The organism is Myxococcus sp. AB025B (assembly GCF_006518215.1).
In the GTDB taxonomy this organism is placed as follows: domain Bacteria; phylum Myxococcota; class Myxococcia; order Myxococcales; family Myxococcaceae; genus Myxococcus; species Myxococcus fulvus.
In genome coordinates this window covers 1-16,768 of the sequence record NZ_SRLW01000128.1, presented here as the reverse complement: position 1 = coordinate 16,768, position 16,768 = coordinate 1, and the positions used below count along the sequence as shown (strand labels likewise).

The window sequence follows — 16,768 nt, the reverse complement described above, 5'->3', positions numbered from 1 at the left end:
GCTGTCATGGGACACGTGCGGGGCGCCTCGGCGCCGCGGGCCGTTGGCGGACCGGGGGGCTCCCCGCGCGACTGTCCGGTGCCGTGCATGGATACGCACGCCCCGTCGGATGGCCGCGCGGGGCGTGGGCCCTCACCTTGGGCCCTCCGGGGGTGTGGCGGATGGTGGTGTTCCTCATCGATGGCAGGGCGGCGCCCGCGAGCGTGGCTCGGCACGCCGTGGCCTCGCGCCGGCTCCGGCTGGTGGTGCCGGGGTTGTTGGGTGACCGCCACCTGGGACGTCGATTGGAGCGCACGTTCCACACCTGGCCCGGCATCGAGGAGGTGAAGGCGGAGCATCGCAGCGGCCGGGTGCTGGTGCGCTACGGCCCCGACGCTCCGCTGCTCACGCGCTTGAAGGAGACTCCCGAGGACACCGGGCCCGCTGTCGCGCGCGAGCGGCGTCCCGCGCCGGTCTCCGCGTCTCGTGACGAGGTGGCGTGGCACGCGCTGAGCGTGGACGAGGCGCTGCATCGGAGCGGGACGGACGCGCACGGCCTGTCTGGACGGGAGGCGGCGACGCGGCTGCGACGTCAGGGGGCGAACCTGGTGGCGGGCGTGCCGCCGCGCTCGCGGTGGTCGCTCCTGCGCGCGCAGGTGGCCACCGTGCCCATGGGGCTGTTGATGGGCTCGGCGGCGGCGTCCGCGCTCGCGGGGGACGTGCTGGAGTCGACGGCCATCCTCGCGGTGGTGGGGCTCAACGCGGGCATCGGCTATCGCATCGAGCGGCGCAACGAGTCGCTCCTCGCCTCGTGGCAGAAGCTGGAGGCGGGACAGGCGCAGGTGCTGCGCGACGGTGTCCTCCAGGCCGTGCCCACGGCGGACCTGGTGGTGGGGGACGTGCTGCTCGTGCGCGCGGGGGATGTGCTCCCCGCGGATGCGCGCGTGCTGGAGGCGCACCGGCTCAGCGTGGACGAGGCGCCCCTCACCGGCGAGAGCGAGCCGCAGGCCAAGGGCGCGGAGCCGGTGGACGGGGACGCGCCCCTGGCCGAGCGTCACTCCATGCTCCACGCGGGCACGGTGGTGGCGTCGGGACATGGGCGCGCGGTCGTCGTGGCCACGGGCGGGAACATGGTGCTGGCGCGGGTGCGCAAGCTCGTGGAGGAGACGGCCTCGCCGCCCACGCCGCTGTCGCGCAAGCTGGAGCGGCTCGACAAGCGCGTGGCGTTGTTCTCCGTGGGCGCCGCGGCGATGTCCGGCGTGGTGGGGCTCGCGCGCGGACGTCCGATGGGACAGGTGCTGCGGGGCGCGGTGGCGCTGGGCGTGGCGGCGCTCCCGGAGGGGCTGCCCATCGTCGCCACCGCGGCGCTGGTGCGCTCGATGCAACGCCTGCATGCGCGCGGCATGGTGGTGCGCCGCGTGTCCTCGGCCGAGGCGCTGGGCGGCGTCACGGTGATTTGCACGGACAAGACGGGGACGCTCACGCGCAACGACATGTGCCTGGAGGTCCTGGACGTGGGCGCGGGCCCGGTGGACCTCGCCTCCTTGCGCGCGAAGCCGAAGGCGGTGCTGGAGGATGTGCCGACGTTGGCGCTCGCCGCGGCGCTGCTCAACAGCGACGTGGACGTGCACCGCAACGGGCACGAGGTCATCATCGCGGGCAGCTCCACCGAGCGCGCGCTGGTGACCGCCGCGCACGCCGCGGGGCTGGATGGCGCGGCGCTGCGCAAGGCCTTCCCGCGGCGTCGCCTGTTGGAGCGCACGAATGGCATCCACTACGTGGTGAGCCTGCACGACGCGCCGGGCGGCGGCGTGGCGTTCATCAAGGGCGCGCCGGAGCAGGTGGTGCGGCTGTGCTCCCGTGACTCGAAAGGCCCGCTGGGCCCGAAGGGACACGAGCGCCTGCTCGAGCGCAACCGCGCGCTGGCCCGGGAGGGCCTGCGGGTGCTCGCGCTGGGCTGGCGACGCGTGGCCGCGAAGCACGCGGAGGCGCCGGAGGGCGACTACACCTTCGTGGGCTTCATGGGCCTCAGGGACCCGCTGCGCGAGGGGGCCGAGGAGACGCTGCGCCAGTCCCGCGTCGCGGGCATCCGCACCATCCTCCTCACCGGGGACCAGCGACACACGGCCGAGGCCGTCGCGCGGGAGGTGGGCCTGCGAGGCGAGACGCTCACGGGCCGGGAGCTCACCGAGCGACTGGCCGGAGACTGGGGCGGGGACTGGCTGGACCGGGTGGCGGTGCTCGCGCGGGTGGCGCCCGAGGACAAGATGGCGCTGGTGCGAGCCCTGCGCGCGCGTGGCGAGGTGGTGGCCATGGCGGGCGACGGCATCAACGACGCACCGGCCCTGAAGGCCGCGGACGTGGGCGTGGCGGTGGGCGCGCGCTCCAGTGACATGGCCCGGCAGATGGCGGACATCGTCATGGCGGGCGAGGACCTGCGCGGCATCCTCCACGCGGTGGGAGAGGGGCGCATCGTCCAGGACAACCTGCGCCGCGCGCTGCGCTTCCTCTTCGCCACCAACCTGTCGGAGATGGCGCTGGTGGTGGGTGCCTCGCTGGTGGGCAGCCGGGAGCCGCTCGCTCCGATGCAGCTGCTCTGGCTCAACCTGCTGACGGACACCCTGCCGGGGCTCGCGCTGGCGCTGGAGCCAGGGGACGCGGACATCCTGGACCGGCCGCCCGCGCCTCCCGACGCGCCGCTGCTGACGCGCGACATGTCGCGGCGGGTGGTGCGCGACGCGCTGCTGCTGGCGGGCCTGGGCGCCGCGGGCCTGGTTCTGGGCGGACCGCCGCTGGCCTTCGGGATGCTCACCGCCGCGCAGCTGGGGTACGCCTCGGTGTGCCGGGCGCCTCGCACCGGGGCTCGGGGGCGCTCGCTGGACTCCGGGCGTTTCACGCTGTGGGTGGGCGGCGCGGTGGCCATGCAGGCCCTGGCGCTCACCGTGCCCCCGCTGCGCGCCGTGCTGGGGTTGCCCCCGCCGTCATGGCTCACCCTCGGTGGGGTGACGGCGGGGTGGGTGCTGCCCGGGGCGCTTCACGGTCTCTCCCGCCGCGTCCCCCGGGGCGCGGCGCATCGTCGTCCCTTCCTCATCCCCGCTTTCGCGGAGGCTTCCCCATGACGTTCCATCTCCCGTCGTTCTTGTTGGGCTACACCGCTGGCGCCGGCTCGGTGATGTTGAGCAAGCACCTGCGCCCGTTGCTGGTGGAGCTGGCCACCGCCGCCTACCGCTTCGGCGACATGGTGATGTCGAGGACCGCCATCAGGCAGGAGGACCTGGAGGACCTGCTGGCCGAGGCGAAGGCCCGGGCCCGGCGGGCCGCGAACGGTCACCCCCAGGGCCAGGCCGAGGCCTGAGGAGGCTGCCCGTGTCGCGCTTCATCTATGTGGTCCATGTCCTGCCCGGCCGCGTGCGGCTGCGGCTCCCGTGGCTGCGCGAGCATGGCTCGGTGGCCAACGAGCTCGCCGAGGGGCTCTTGCGCATCCGCGGCGTGGACGAGGTGGAGGTGCGCCCCTTCACCGGCAGCGTCCTGGTCCTCCACGACGCGGACGCTCTTGATTTGGAGGACGTGCTCGCGATGGTGCGGAGGCTCACCGGCGTGGAGCTCGTCGTGCGCCAGGGCGAGGAGGCACCCGAGGAGGAGGTGCTGCTGGAGGCGCTGGCGATGGGCAGCGACGTGGCGCTCGCGACCAGCCGCTTCGTGAAGGGGCTGGACGTGGAGGTGCTCCGCGCCACGGGAGGCAAGGTGGACCTGGGCTCGCTCGCGTCGCTGGGCTTCGCGGTGGCGGGCGCGGCCAAGGTGATTGCGACGAAGAAGCTGCCCACGCCGGACTGGTTCAACCTGGCGTGGTGGGCCTTCGCCACCTTCTCGGGCGTGGAGCGCACCGCCATCGGCAACACGGCCTCGCCGGTGCGCCCCGGGCCCCGGGAGTCACCGTCCCTCGACGATGACGTCCCGACGGGCGAGCCCTCCTAGCTGTTCCAGTCGCTGTGCACGAAGCCGGCGTCGGGCTTGTCCCGGCGCTGGTACGTGTGCGCGCCGAAGGCGTCGCGCTGGGCCTGGGTGAGGTTCTGCGGCAGCTCCGGGCTGCGGTAGCTGTCCAGGTACGCCAGCGACGAACTGAACACGGGGACGGGGATGCCCACCTTCGTCGCCGTGCCCACCAGCTTGCGCCACGCGGGCGCCAGCCTCTCGAGCACCGGGGCGAACGCGTCCGACACCAGGAGGTTGGGCAGGTCCGGCTGCTTCGTGAAGGCCTCGCGCAGCGGGGTGAGCAGCTTCGCGCGGATGATGCAGCCGCCCCGCCAGATGCGCGCCATCTCCGCCAGGGAGATGCTCCACTGGTACTCGTCGGACGCGGCCTGGATGAGCCGCAGGCCCTGCGCGTACGTCACCACCCGCGCCGCGTACAGCGCGTCATGGGCCCACGCCGCCAGGTCCGCCTTCTCCTCCGCGGACAGCGAGGCCACGGGCCCCGGCAGCTTGTGGCTCGCCGCCACGCGCTGGTCCTTCATCGAGGACAGGTTGCGCGCGTCCAGCGCGGAGGCGATGGAGGGCACCGGCACGCCCAGGTCCAGCGCCACCTGCACCGTCCACTTGCCCGTGCCCTTCTGACCGGCCTTGTCCAGCACCAGGTCCACCAGCGGCTTGCCCGTCTCCGCGTCCTTCTTGCGCAGCACCTTGATGCTGGTCTCCAGGAGGAAGGACTCGGCGATGCCCTGGTTCCACTTCGTGAACAGCTCCGCCACGCCCTCCGCCGACAGCCCCAGGCCCCGGCGCAGCACGTCGTACGTCTCCGCGAGCAGCTGCATGTCCGCGTACTCGATGCCGTTGTGCACCATCTTCACGAAGTGGCCCGCGCCATCCGGCCCCACGTGCGTGACACACAGGCCCTCGTCCGTGCGCGCGGCGATGGCCTCCAGCACCGGCTTCACCAGCGCGTACGCCTCCGGGGGGCCGCCGGGCATGATGGACGGGCCGTGGCGCGCGCCCTCCTCGCCGCCGGACACGCCCACGCCCAGGAAGTGCAGGCCCTTGGACTTGCACAGCTCCTCGCGCCGCCGCGTGTCCTGGAACCAGGAGTTGCCCGCGTCCAGGATGACGTCGCCCGGCGACAGCAGCGGGAACAGCCGCTCCATCATCTGGTCCACCGCCGTGCCCGCCGTCACCATCAGCAGGATTCGCCGGGGGCGCTCCAGCCCCTTCACGAAGTCCTCCAGCGACGCGAAGCCCTTCAGCGACGGATGCCCGTGCTGCTGGTGCATCTCGTCGATGCGCTCCGCATGCCGGTCCCACACCGCCACCCGGAAGCCATGGTCCGCGATGTTGAGGGCCAGGGCCGCGCCCATGACACCCATGCCCGCCACGCCGAACTGCGCGCCCGTCTGGGCGCTCGCTGCCGCACTCATGATTCCTCCGACAAGGCCCGCTCACCGTCCCGCGGCGGCGGTGTCCATCATCCACTGCGCATTCGTCACCCGGGCCGCCGGCAGCGCGGCATCCCGCCCGAGCGCCCGCTGCACCGTCTGCCTCTTCCCCGCGCCCGCCACCAGCATCAGCACCGCGTTCGCCGCCAACAGCGTCGGCATCGTGAGCGTCATCCGCCAGGGCGGCGGCTTGGGGCCCACGACGGACAGCACGCGCCGGCCCTGCTCCTCCAGCGCCGGGTGGCCGGGAAAGAGGCTGGCCGTATGCCCGTCCTCCCCCATGCCGAGCAGCACCACGTCCAGCACATCGGGCAGGCGCGCCTCGTAGTCCTTCGCCGCGGCCTCGCGGTCCTCGCGCTCGCCCTCCATGCGGAACACCTGCGAGGGCGACAGCCGCAACGGCCCCACCAGCGCCTCCTCCACCAGGTGGTAGTTGCTGTCCGGGTGGTCCGGCGGCACGAAGCGCTCATCCACGAAGTACAGGTCCACCCGCTCCCACGGCAGCGTCAGTCGCGACAGCTCGCGGTACGCCGGCGCCGGGGTGCTGCCACCGGACAGGGCCAGGCTCGCCCGCCGCTTCATCGCCAGCGAGGTCTGCAGCGCGCGGCCCATCCACTCCGCGGCCTCGCGGGCCAGCAACTCCGGGGGCACGACGCGCGGAGGCAGCGCGCTCATAGCAGCGTCCACCGGCGGCCGTCGCGGGCCAGCAGCGCGGAGGCGGCCTGCGGCCCGATGCTCCCGGGGGCGTAGGGGTGCAGCGTCCCGCCCTCGCCGGACTCGAGCGCCTGGAGGATGGGCGTCACGTACGCCCACGCCTGCTCCACGCTGTCCTGCCTGGCGAAGAGCGTGGCGTTGCCGCGCATGCAGTCGAGCAGCAGCCGCTCGTACGCCTCCGGCACCGGCTTGTTGAAGCTCTCCGCGTAGTTGAAGTCCATGGTGACGCCCGCGATGTTCACGTCCTCACCGGGCACCTTGGACTCGAAGGAGAGGGCGATGCCCTCCTGGGGCTGGATGCGCAGCGTGAGCACGTTGGGCTGCAGGCGCTGGCAGGTGGCGCCCTCGCCGGAGAACAGGCCGATGGGCACCGAGCGGAAGTGGATGGACACCTCCGTCAGCCGCTTCTTCAGCCCCTTGCCGGCGCGCAGGTAGAAGGGCACGCCCTCCCACCGCCACGAGTCCACGCTGAGCTTCATGGCCACGTACGTGGGCGTGCGCGAGTCGGGCTTCACGCCCTTCTCCCCCAGGTAGCCCTCGTACTGCCCGGCGACCACGGAGCGCGACACCTCCTTGCCCTCCACCGGACGCAGCGCGCGGAACACCTTGTTCTTCTCGTCGCGGATGTCCTCCGCGCCGAAGGACACCGGCGGCTCCATGGCGCACAGCGCGAGCACCTGGAGCAGGTGGTTCTGCACCATGTCCCGGATGACGCCCGTCTCGTCGTAGAAGCCGCCGCGGCCCTCCACGCCAATCTGCTCGGCCGCCGTGATTTCGACGTGGTCGATGTGGTTGCGGTTCCACAGCGGCTCGAAGATGGCGTTGGCGAAGCGGAAGACCAGGATGTTCTGGACGGTCTCCTTGCCCAGGTAGTGGTCGATGCGGAAGATCTGCTTCTCGTCGAGCACCGCGGCCAGCTCGCGGTTGAGCTCGCGAGCGGTCTCCAAGTCCCGTCCGAAGGGCTTCTCGATGATGAGCCTGTGCCAGGGCGTCTGGTGGGGGCGCTCCTCGCGCTTGAGCAGCCCCGCCTCGGCGAGCCCGTGGAGGATCTGGGGGAAGGTGGAGGCGGGCGTGGCCAGGTAGTAGAGCTGGTTGCCCTGGGTGCCCTGCTGCTTGGACACCTGCTCCAGCTTCTCGCGCAGGCGGGCGAAGGCGGACGGGTCGTCATAGGCGCCGGAGACACCCTCCAGGCGCGGGGCGAACTTCTGCCACGTGGCCTCGTCGAGCGGCTGGGTGCGCGCGAACTTCTGGAGGCCCTCCTTCACGTGCTGACGGAAGGCGTCGTTGTCCAGGGTGGAGCGGCTGAAGGCGACGACGGAGAAGTGGTCCGGCAGGAGGTTGGCGCGCGCCAGCTCGAAGAGGGCGGGGAACAGCTTGCGCTGCGCCAGGTCCCCCGTCGCGCCGAACAGCACCACCGTGCAGGGGTCCGGTCTCGTTGCCCTGAGCAGCGGGTCTCCCTCTCGGGGATGCGTCTCGATGTGCAGGCCCTGCGCGTCCATTCCGCTGCCTCCTCGATGTGACTGCCGTGGGCGGCCACCTTACGCCCCCCTCGTCGCCTCGCGGCAAGCCAGAGGTGCGTACAGTGACGTGCGCGTGACGTCTGGAGCGTTCGAAAGCGCTCCCCAGGGGCCTGCTCTAACAGTCGGAGGGCCCCCTCGCCATGGCTGTTATCCTCGCGCCGCCATCGCCTGTGCTTCGGCCCAGGCAGGAGTTGTCGGGCTTGGGCGGAGTGATGCGCGTGCACGCTTGCGGCCCGGGACGGATGACGCCGCCTCCAGCCGACGGCGGACCCGGTCCTCCGCGAGGAGGCCTGTCCGAGTCCCGGGTGCTGCGCGGGGCTCACTCGGGATATCGTCGCCCCTCGCCGGCTGGCTGCCCGCCTGTCGGAGGGGCATCCTCGTGCGCTGGAGGTCCCTGCTGTATGTGCCAGCCGGGTCGCGCTATGTCGGTGAGCCGATGCGCCCCCGTCCCGAGCACGCACCCATGAGCCCTCCGCGATGAAGTACGTCATCACCATCTGGTTCTGGCTCGTCTTCCTGACCACCGCGCCCATCCTCTTCACGCTGGGGGCGCTGCTGCTCCTGGTCACCTATCCGGTCGACAAGGACCGCCGGATGCTGCACTGGCTCGTGTGTCACTGGTGCCATGGGCTGTGGCTGCACGTGTCGCCGTTCTGGCGCACGCGCTTCGAGGGCAAGGAGCTGTTGCCCTCCGGGCCCTGCGTCATCGTGGTCAATCACCAGTCCGCCATGGACATCCTGGCGGTCATGGGGCTGTACCACCCGTACAAGTTCGTGGCGAAGGCGTCGCTGTTCTCGCTGCCGCTGGTGGGCTGGATGATGACGCTGCTCGCGTACGTGCCCATCGTCCGCGGCTCGTCGCAGGCGATGCAGCAGCTCCTGGACCCGTGCCGACGCTGGCTGCGCCGAGGCATGCCCGTGCTCATCTTCCCCGAGGGCACGTACGCGAAGGGCGGCCAGCGTCTGCCCTTCAAGCGCGGCGCGTTCCAGCTCGCGGTGGAGGAGCACGTGCCCGTGGTGCCTGTCGTCGTGGAGGGCACCACCGACCTGCTCGAGGGCGACGGCCCGTGGCTGAACGCCCGCGCGTCCATGCGCGTGCGCGTCCTGCCGCCGCTGCCGCCCGAGTCGCTGGGACAGGACCCCGTCGAGCTGGCGGAGCGGGTGCGCGGGCTGTACGAGCGCACGCTGTCCGCCAACGGCTGAGCCTCGCATGGGCTGGGTGCTCTGGGCGCTGGAGACGTCGTGGGCGGTGGTCGCCGCGTGGGCCCTGTCCGCGGCGCTCCTGCGTGAGCGCTCCACGCTGGAGCGCTGGATGGCCGCGCTCCTCTTCGGCACCGCGAGCGTCCTCACCTGTGTGCAGGCGCTGGGGCTCGTGGGGCAGCTCGGTCGACTCCAGCTGGCCCTGGGGGGCTTCGCGCTCCACGGCGGGATGCTCGGCTGGAGCGCGCGGAGGGTGGGGCTCGCGGAGCTGCGCTCTCGGCTCGTGTCGGATGTGACGGCGCCGGTGCGGCTGTGGCGCGACATCCTCGCGCGTCAGGAGCTGGCCGCGTGGGCGCTGTTGCCGGCGGCGTGTGCGCTCATCGTCTCCGGCTCCATCGCGTGGCACTTCCCCAACTGGGCCTGGGACGTCGTCTGGTACCACACGCCGAAGACGAGCTACGCGGTGCAGACGGGCCGCATCACCTGGGTGGACACGTCTGTCTGGTACGTCAACGGCTACCCCGAGCTGACCGAGCTGCTCTCCGTCTGGCACGTGCTGCTGCCCCATCACTCGCGGCTGGAGGACCTGGCGCAGCTGCCCTTCGGCCTGCTGGGCGCGCTCACCGTGGCCGCGTTCTGTCGTCGCGCGAGCGCCAGCCCCGCGCTGTCCGCGTCGCTGGGCGCGATGTGGCTGGCCCTGCCCGCGGTGGCCCTCCAGCTCCACACCACGCACGCGGACGTCGTCGCGGGCGCGCTGTTCATCACGGCCTTCTACTTCCTCACCGAGCGCGACTGGAGCCCCACCGCGCGCACGCTGACGCTGCTGGCGCTCGGCCTGTACGCGGGCACCAAGGTGACGGGGCTCTTCCACCTCGCGCTCGTGTCGCCGCTGCTGCTCGTCAGGGGCGTGCTCGTGCTGCGCGCGGCGAAGGGGGCGCGAGGGCGGGTGCTGGGGCAGACGGGGCTCGCGCTGCTCCTGCTCTTGTGGATGGGGGCGCCCACGTACGTGGAGAACTCGGTCCGCACGGGCAACCCCTTCTGGCCCGCGCGCATGAAGGTGCTCGGGCATGAGCTCGAGGGGCCCATCGGCGCGGAGGAGATCGCCGGTCCTCCCGCCTTCTTCGGCGCGCCCGGCGCCTTCGAGCGCATGGTGCGCAGCTGGACCGCGCCGGAGGGCATGTACTGGCCGGACGTGCGCGAGCGCGCCTTCGGCTGGCTCTTCCCGTACCTCCTGCTGCCCGCGCTCCTGTGGGTGAGCGCCACGGCGGTGTTCAGCCGGGAGCGACTGTCGCGGCTCGCGCTGCCGTTGCTCGCGGGCCTGTCCGTGCTGGTGCCCGCGGCGTGGTGGGGGCGCTTCACGCTGGGGCTGCCCGCGGCGGGGCTCGTCGCCTTCGCGGTGCTGCACCGTCAGGTGGGGACGCGCTACCTCCAGGTCCTCTTGTCCGCGCTCGCGGCGTTCCTCTGTGTGGCGTCCTATGCGAAGGCCTCGGTGGGGTATCAGGTGCTGCCCACGATGGGGCGCCGCGCGGACCCGTCCCTGCGCGACGAGGACCGGGTGCGCATGCGCATGGGCTGGCTGTGGACGCCGGAGGCGGCGCGCCTGCGTGAGCGGGAGCTGCGGCCCGGTGACGTGGTGGCGTACGACAGCGCCACGTCGTTCCTCGGTGAGTACTGGACGTGGGATTTGCGCAACCGCGTCGAGTACGTGAATCACGAAGGGAACGACGGTGTGTATCTCGACCGACTGCGCGCGCTGTCGCCGCGCTGGGTGAGTGTGCGCAAGCACAGCCCCGCCGAGCGCCTGCTGCTCTCGCGCGCCCGCGCCTTCGAGAGACTGTTCGACTGTCCGTTGAGCTCGGCCGTCATGTATCGCGTCACCGGGACCGACTGGTAGGTGGATGGCATCGCCCGGGGTTGGATTGCACAGCCTCGCTGAAAGGATTCGGTGGGGCTGAGTGCTCGGGTGTCCTGCGTCTGGATGACCGAGCAGGGCTGCACGACGTGTGCGGTATCTTCCCGTCCCATGCGCCAACTCGTCCCCCTGCTCCTGCTCCTGGCGGCGCCCGTCTGGGCCGCGGTCCCCTCGGGCTTCGTCGAGACTGTCTACACCTCCAATGATTTGAGTCAGGCGACGGGGATGGCGTGGGCGCCGGATGGCTCGGGCCGGCTGTTCATCACCCTCAAGAACGGTCCCATCCGGGTCGTCTCGTTGAAGGACGGTCTCCCGGAGACGCAGCCGGGGAACACCACGCTGGTGACCCGCCTGTTCGCGACGGAGCCCGCGGTCCACACCAACAGCGAGTGCGGTGTCATCGGCATCGCGTTCGACCCGAACTACGTGGCCAACCGCTACGTCTATGTCTTCGTCACCGTGTCGGCGACGGAGCAGCAGATCGTCCGCTACACGGACGTCAACGGCGTGGGCACGGCGCGCACGGTGCTTGTCTCGCGGCTGCCGACCCGTGGAGAGAACCACGATGGCGGCGGCATCGGCTTCGGGCCGGACGGCAAGCTGTACTTCGCGATTGGTGACCTGGGCAACGGCACGGGCGTGGACGCGGACCTGACGTCGCTGGCGGCGAAGGTGGGCCGGGCCAACCGTGACGGCACGCCGGTCAACGACAACCCGTTCAACGATGGCGTCGGTCCGAACAACGAGTACATCTGGGCGCGCGGCTTCCGCAATCCGTTCACGCTGACGTTCCAGCCGAGCACGGGCCAGCTGTGGGTCAACGTGGTGGGCACCGGCTACGAGCAGACCTTCGTGGTGCCCCGGCGCGGGCACGCCGGCTACAACGACTACGAGAACAACCAGCCGACCGGCAACGACTACATCACCCCGGTCATCAAGTACCGCACCAACGGCTTCGACACCCGCACCCTCACGGCCACCGGGGCCGCGCGCGCGGGCGGCGTCACCACCTTCACCACCACGGGCAATCACGGCTTCCGCAAGGGCGAGAAGCTCACGCTCGAAGGGGTGGGCGATGCCTCGTTCAACGGGGACTTCTACGTCGCGAGCGTCCCCAGCGGGACCACTGTGACGGTCTTGCAGTCGGGTCTGCCGGATGCCACGAGCGGCGGTGGCACCGCGAAGACCCAGCGGCTGGGCGGCTGCATGAACGGCGGCGTGTTCTACGACGCCACGCTCTTTCCGCCGGAGTACCGCGGCAACTACTTCTTCGGCGACTACAACGAAGCCACCTTCATGCGCGCCACGCTGGCCCAGGACAACACCGTGGCGACGGTGGACATCTGGGGGACCAGCTTCACGTCGTACGTGGACGCCTCGGTGGGGCCGGACGGCGCGCTGTACACCATCGGTGTCTCGGGTGGGCGTCTGCGCCGAATCGTCCCCACCACCACGGGTCAGCGCCTGGTGGTGACGAACCTGTACCCGCGCGTGATGGAGGGTGGGAAGGCGACGTTCACGGTGGGCCTGGCGGAGGCCCCCACGACGTCGGTGGTGGTCGACGTGTTCCGCGCGCCGGGTGGCAGCTCGGACCTGCGCGTGTCCGGCGTGGCGACGTTCACCTTCACGCCGCGGGACTGGAGCACGCCTCGCGTGGTGACGATTGACGCCCTGGAGGACGCGGACAACGAGGTAGACACCGCCACCTTCACCGTGGCGTCGAGCGGCCTGACGTCCGAGTCCGTGCTGGCGACCACCATCGAGGACAACTCCGCGCAGCTGGTGCTCTCCTCGAGCAACGTCGCGGTCCCCGAGGCCGGTACGGCCACGTTCGACGTATCGCTGACGCGCCAGCCGGTGGGCACCGTCACCGTCACCGTCAGCCGCGCCTCGGGCGATGCGGACCTCTCCGTGGAGTCGGGGGGCTCGCTCATCTTCAACGCGAGCAACTGGAGTGCGCCCCAGACGGTGACGCTGCGGGCCGCCGCCGACGCGGACAACCAGGACGGCGTCGCGCTCTTCTCGGTGGTGGGCTCGGGGTTGGACGCGCGCACCGTGACAGCGACGGAGGTGGACGACGAGGACCTGGCCCCCATCATCACCTCCACCGCGCCGACGCAGGCCGTGGTGGGCAATGTGTATCGCTATGACGTGGAGGCGAGGGCCCGACCCGCGGCGACGTACTCGCTCACCACCGCGCCGACGGGCATGTCCATCGACGCGGCCACGGGCCGCATCACCTGGACGCCCACCGCGGTGTCGACCCCGGGCGAGGCCGTCACCGTGCGTGTGGCCAACAACGTGGCGCCCGAGGCGACGCAGTCCTTCACCGTCACCGTGAAGCAGGACGACGCGCCCGTCGCCGTCCTCACGCGTCCCACCGCGGACGAGCGTGTGTCCGGTGCGGGCGCTGAGTTCTACGGTGACTGCCAGGATGACGTGGGCTGCACGCGCGCGGAGTTCTTCGTGGACGGCGTGCAGCGCTACGTCGACGAGCGCACGGACAACCACTTCCACTTCGGCGGCGAGCACAACCGCTGGGACACGACGGAGCTTTCGCCCGGGGGACACCTGGTGCGCTTCGCCGTGGTGGACACCTCGGGACAGCGGCACCAGGTCGAGGTGAAGGTGTGCGTGGGCGAGGGCGACTGCACGCTGGTCCCGCAGCAGGAGCCCGACGCGGGCTCACAGCCGGATGCGGGGACGGGGCTGGACGGAGGCACGGGCTCCGATGGCGGGATGAGCCCGCCGGACTCGGATGAGGACAGTGGCTGCTCGTGCGGCAGCGCGCCGGTGGGCTCGCTGGCGTGGGCCGCGCTGACGGCGCTGGCGCTGATGCGCCGCAGGCGTCGTCAGGACTGAGCGCGTCGTCGCGAGTGGGGTGGGAGCGCTTGCCCGGTGGACAGATGCAGGGCGTCCGCCAGGGCAAGTGCGGGGGCGACGAGGGCCTCGAGTTCCTCATGGGCGGTGGGCACGCCCTCCTTCGCCACCTCCAGCATCCCCGCGATGATGGAGAGGCGGTGGTAGTGCCGGTGGGCGCGCAGCAGGGGCTCGCGCAGGGAGGGTGTCAGGAGCAGCTCCCGCGCCCTGGGGGAGAGGTCGCGCAGGCTCAGGGCCGAGTCCAGCGCCGCATCGCCCACCTCCTCGTCCACCTTGCCGAAGAGCTTGAGGAACTTGTCGCCGACGGTCTCCGTCTCGAGCTGGAGCTCCTCGGGCAGGGCGTCGGTCAGCTCCAGGCGCAGCACCGTGACGAAGCGGGCGCCCTTGCCGGTGCCGTGCTTCTCGGTGAGCAGAGAGAGCTGTTTCTCGCGGTAGAGCCCCTGCACCTCGAGGGCGTCTCGGGCCTGGCTGAAGGTCCAGCCCTGACGGGTGGCGAAGATGCGCCAGGCCTGCCGCTGCTGGCGCTTCTCCCGGGCTCCCAGGACGATGATGCCGAGGGCGATGAGCACCATCAGCGCGAGCATGAGGTACGGGGCGTGCTCGGAGGACATGGCGCGAAGCATCTCCGTCCGGGACCTGGCGGGCCAGTCTCCCCAGCGGGTTCTTCCGTGTCTTCGAGACTCGCGGGGCAGGGTGGCTCGGCAACCCCCTGGAATTGCAGTGCCCTGGGCACATGTCAGAGGGAGCGTGTAAGGGAGCAGGCGCCTGGCGCTTGGAGCGGATGGCTTCCCTGAAGGAGGCTGCCGGCCGACCCGAGTGCCGTGGGGTGAGGGAGGGTGAACGCGGGATGCGCTTGCTGCACACGTCGGACTGGCATCTGGGACACACGCTGTACGACGTCTCGCGCGAGGCGGAGCACGGCGCGTTCCTGGAGTGGCTGCTGGACACGCTGGAGGCCCAGGCGGTGGACGCGCTGCTGGTGGCCGGCGACATCTTCGACACCTCCAACCCCAGCGCCGAGGCCCAGGCCGCGTGGTACCAGTTCATCGCGAAGGCGCGCCGGCGGCTGCCCCGGCTGGACGTGGTGGTCATCGGTGGCAACCACGACTCGGCGGCGCGGCTGGATGCGCCGGACCCGTTGTTCGCGGCATTGGGCGTGAAGGTGGTGGGTGGACTGCCGCGCGCGGGCGGCGTCTTGGATTTGGAGCGGCTGCTGGTGCCGGTGCACGACGCGAAGGGGCACGTGGGCGCGTGGGTGGCGGCGGTGCCGTACCTGCGGCCCTCGGACCTGCCGCCGGTGCGCGAGGAGGTCGGGGACAGGCTCGTGGCGGGGGTGAGGGCGGTGTACGAGGAGGTGCTGGAGGCGGCGCGGCTCCGGCGTCGGCCGGGGCAGGCGCTCGTGGCCATGGGGCACTGCTACATGACGGGCTCGGAGCTGTCGGAGCTCAGCGAGCGGAAGATTCTCGGCGGCAATCAGCACGCGCTGCCCGTGGAGCTGTTCCCCGAGGACGTCGCGTACGCGGCGCTGGGGCACCTGCACAAGGCGCAGCGCGTGGGGGGACGCGAGGGCGTTCGCTACAGCGGCTCTCCGTTGCCCTTGTCGCTGTCGGAGGCGAACTATCGCCATCAGGTGTTGGTGGTGGACTTGAAGGACGGGGTGCTGGAGGCCGTGGAGTCGGTGCCGGTGCCGCGTCGGGCGGAGATGGTGCGAGTGCCCGCGCGGGACGCGGCGACGCTCGAGGAGGTGGTGGGGTTGCTGGAGGCGCTGCCGGCGATGGAGGAGGGCGTGCCGGACTGGCGGCGTCCCTATCTGGAGGTCTGCGTCTCGTTGCCCCGGCCCGAGCCGGCGCTGCGCCTGAAGGTGGAGAAGGCGCTTGAGGGACGCGCGGCGCGGCTGGTGAAGCTGACGCCCGCGTACACGGGGACAGGGGGCGCGCTGGCGGAGGCGCGGCCGGGGCTGTCGCTCCGGGAGCGCACGCCGGAGGACGTGTTCCGGGCGCGGTATGCGCGTGACTACGAGGAGCCTCCCACGGAGGGGTTGCTGGAGGCGTTCCACACGCTGCTGACGCAGGTGCAGGAGGACGCGTCATGAAGGTCCTCGGCATCCGGGGCAGCAACCTGACGAGCTTCGCGGGGAACTTCGAGCTGGAGCTGGACCGGCCTCCGCTCGACCGGCTGGGGCTGTTCGCGATTACGGGTGCGACGGGAGCGGGCAAGAGCACGCTGCTGGATGCGCTGTGTCTGGCGTTGTTCGACCGGACGCCGAGGTTGGGGGGACGGGGCGGCGTGCCGGTGGGGCGCGCGGACGAGGAGGAGGAGGCGCGGCTGTCGGCGTACGACGTGCGCGGCATGTTGCGGCGGGGCGCGGCCGAGGGCTTCGCGGAGGTGGACTTCCAGGGGAAGGACGGCAAGCGCTACCGGGCGCGCTGGAACGTGTGGCGGGCGCGTGGGCGGGCGGAGGGACGGTTCCGGCCACAGGAGATGAGCCTGACGGAGGTGGCCTCGGGGCAGCAGTTCGGCCGCACCAAGGGCGAGGTGCTGGTGGCCATCCAGGAGCGGCTGGGGCTGTCGTTCGACCAGTTCCGCCGCTCGGCGCTGCTCGCGCAGGGAGAGTTCGCGGCCTTCTTGAAGGCGGACGCGAGCGAGCGCGCGGAGCTGCTGGAGCGGATGACGGGCACGGAGGTGTACAGCCGGCTGTCCATCCGCGCGCACGAGAAGAACAAGGCGGAGCAGGAGGCGCTGGCGAAGCGGGAGCAGGGGCTGGCGGCGATTGTGCTGATGGAGGCACAGGAGCGCGGGGCGGCGGAGGAGCGGCTCGTCGAGGAGGCGCGGGCGCGGGCGGAGGTGGAGACGAAGCTCCAGCAGGCGGAAGGCGCGGCGGCGTGGCACGCGGAGCGCTCGGCGTTGGTGCGGGCGTTTCGTGAGGCGGAGGAGAAGGAGGCCCGGGCGGCGCAGGCGCTGGAGGCGGCGGCGCCACGGGCGAGGAAGCTGGAGGAGGTGCGCGCGGCGGAGTCGTTCCGGGAGGTGGTGACGGCGGCGGAGGTCGCGGGGCGGCGATGGGAGGACGCGGAGGCGGCTCGGCGAGCGCGCGCGGAGGAGGTGGAGGCGGCGAGGGCTCGGGCCTTCCAGGCGGTGGG

12 protein-coding genes are annotated in these 16,768 nt (G+C 71.8%); 8 read left to right on the top strand and 4 right to left on the bottom strand.

Translation table 11 applies throughout. The annotated features are described in order from the left end of the window. Positions 1 to 161 precede the first annotated feature (161 nt). Genes FL311_RS21765 through FL311_RS21755 form a run of 3 tightly spaced genes read left to right on the top strand, consistent with a single transcriptional unit; the run spans position 162 to position 3,954 of the window. A complete protein-coding gene (locus tag FL311_RS21765; RefSeq protein WP_141327578.1) occupies positions 162 to 3,098 on the top strand; it encodes a cation-transporting P-type ATPase in 2,937 nt (978 codons plus the stop codon). After that, complete coding sequence (locus tag FL311_RS21760; RefSeq protein WP_141327577.1) at positions 3,095 to 3,334, top strand: hypothetical protein; 240 nt, start codon at positions 3,095 to 3,097, stop codon at positions 3,332 to 3,334. Before FL311_RS21765 ends, FL311_RS21760 begins: the two co-directional genes overlap by 4 nt. A gap of 11 nt (positions 3,335 to 3,345) precedes the next feature. Next, on the top strand, positions 3,346 to 3,954 hold the full coding sequence (locus tag FL311_RS21755; protein WP_141327576.1) for an HMA2 domain-containing protein: 609 nt from the start codon (positions 3,346 to 3,348) through the stop codon (positions 3,952 to 3,954). Here FL311_RS21755 and gndA read toward each other — a convergent pair. The 3 genes from gndA to zwf are packed head-to-tail and all read right to left on the bottom strand — an operon-like array spanning position 3,951 to position 7,618. Further along, positions 3,951 to 5,387, bottom strand: coding sequence for an NADP-dependent phosphogluconate dehydrogenase (gene gndA, locus FL311_RS21750; protein ID WP_141327575.1), 1,437 nt, complete (start codon positions 5,385 to 5,387; stop codon positions 3,951 to 3,953). The genes FL311_RS21755 and gndA overlap by 4 nt on opposite strands. Positions 5,388 to 5,408: 21 nt before the next feature. Continuing rightward, the gene (gene pgl / locus FL311_RS21745; protein ID WP_141327574.1) at positions 5,409 to 6,080 is read right to left on the bottom strand and encodes a 6-phosphogluconolactonase; all 672 of its coding nucleotides are present in this window, start codon (positions 6,078 to 6,080) and stop codon (positions 5,409 to 5,411) included. Then, a complete protein-coding gene (gene zwf, locus FL311_RS21740) occupies positions 6,077 to 7,618 on the bottom strand; it encodes a glucose-6-phosphate dehydrogenase (RefSeq protein ID WP_141327573.1) in 1,542 nt (513 codons plus the stop codon). The genes pgl and zwf overlap by 4 nt, the downstream gene beginning before the upstream one ends. Before the next feature lie 498 nt (positions 7,619 to 8,116). On the opposite strand from zwf, the gene FL311_RS21735 reads away from it, so the two are divergent. The 3 genes from FL311_RS21735 to FL311_RS21725 all read left to right on the top strand — a co-directional run bounded on the left by FL311_RS21735 (position 8,117) and on the right by FL311_RS21725 (position 13,613). Continuing rightward, positions 8,117 to 8,842 carry a lysophospholipid acyltransferase family protein gene (locus FL311_RS21735; protein ID WP_141327572.1) on the top strand — a complete coding sequence of 242 codons (726 nt, stop codon included), beginning with the start codon at positions 8,117 to 8,119 and terminating at the stop codon, positions 8,840 to 8,842. A 7-nt stretch (positions 8,843 to 8,849) separates the two neighbouring features. Next, positions 8,850 to 10,733: a hypothetical protein gene (locus FL311_RS21730; RefSeq protein WP_141327571.1), complete on the top strand. Its 1,884-nt coding sequence runs from the start codon at positions 8,850 to 8,852 to the stop codon at positions 10,731 to 10,733. A 129-nt stretch (positions 10,734 to 10,862) separates the two neighbouring features. Next, complete coding sequence (locus FL311_RS21725; RefSeq protein WP_141327570.1) at positions 10,863 to 13,613, top strand: PQQ-dependent sugar dehydrogenase; 2,751 nt, start codon at positions 10,863 to 10,865, stop codon at positions 13,611 to 13,613. Here the strand turns inward: FL311_RS21725 and FL311_RS21720 are convergent. Next, positions 13,604 to 14,242, bottom strand: a complete 639-nt coding sequence (locus tag FL311_RS21720) for a hypothetical protein (protein WP_141327569.1) — start codon at positions 14,240 to 14,242, stop codon at positions 13,604 to 13,606. The genes FL311_RS21725 and FL311_RS21720 overlap by 10 nt on opposite strands. A gap of 236 nt (positions 14,243 to 14,478) precedes the next feature. On the opposite strand from FL311_RS21720, the gene FL311_RS21715 reads away from it, so the two are divergent. Beyond that, positions 14,479 to 15,723 carry an exonuclease SbcCD subunit D C-terminal domain-containing protein gene (locus tag FL311_RS21715; RefSeq protein WP_141327568.1) on the top strand — a complete coding sequence of 415 codons (1,245 nt, stop codon included), beginning with the start codon at positions 14,479 to 14,481 and terminating at the stop codon, positions 15,721 to 15,723. Beyond that, positions 15,720 to 16,768 (top strand): AAA family ATPase (locus FL311_RS21710; protein WP_141327567.1); only part of this gene is annotated, 1,049 nt, incomplete at its 3' end. The genes FL311_RS21715 and FL311_RS21710, both read left to right, overlap by 4 nt.

Excerpts from the sequence above, each read along its gene's own strand:
- zwf (WP_141327573.1), bottom strand. The coding sequence starts at position 7,618 with ATGGACGCGCAGGGCCTGCACATCGAGACGCATCCCCGAGAGGGAGAC.
- gndA (WP_141327575.1), bottom strand. The coding sequence starts at position 5,387 with ATGAGTGCGGCAGCGAGCGCCCAGACGGGCGCGCAGTTCGGCGTGGCG.
- FL311_RS21720 (WP_141327569.1), bottom strand. The coding sequence starts at position 14,242 with ATGTCCTCCGAGCACGCCCCGTACCTCATGCTCGCGCTGATGGTGCTC.
- FL311_RS21760 (WP_141327577.1), top strand. The coding sequence starts at position 3,095 with ATGACGTTCCATCTCCCGTCGTTCTTGTTGGGCTACACCGCTGGCGCC.
- pgl (WP_141327574.1), bottom strand. The coding sequence starts at position 6,080 with ATGAGCGCGCTGCCTCCGCGCGTCGTGCCCCCGGAGTTGCTGGCCCGC.
- FL311_RS21765 (WP_141327578.1), top strand. The coding sequence starts at position 162 with ATGGTGGTGTTCCTCATCGATGGCAGGGCGGCGCCCGCGAGCGTGGCT.
- FL311_RS21725 (WP_141327570.1), top strand. The coding sequence starts at position 10,863 with ATGCGCCAACTCGTCCCCCTGCTCCTGCTCCTGGCGGCGCCCGTCTGG.
- FL311_RS21715 (WP_141327568.1), top strand. The coding sequence starts at position 14,479 with ATGCGCTTGCTGCACACGTCGGACTGGCATCTGGGACACACGCTGTAC.
- FL311_RS21735 (WP_141327572.1), top strand. The coding sequence starts at position 8,117 with ATGAAGTACGTCATCACCATCTGGTTCTGGCTCGTCTTCCTGACCACC.
- FL311_RS21730 (WP_141327571.1), top strand. The coding sequence starts at position 8,850 with ATGGGCTGGGTGCTCTGGGCGCTGGAGACGTCGTGGGCGGTGGTCGCC.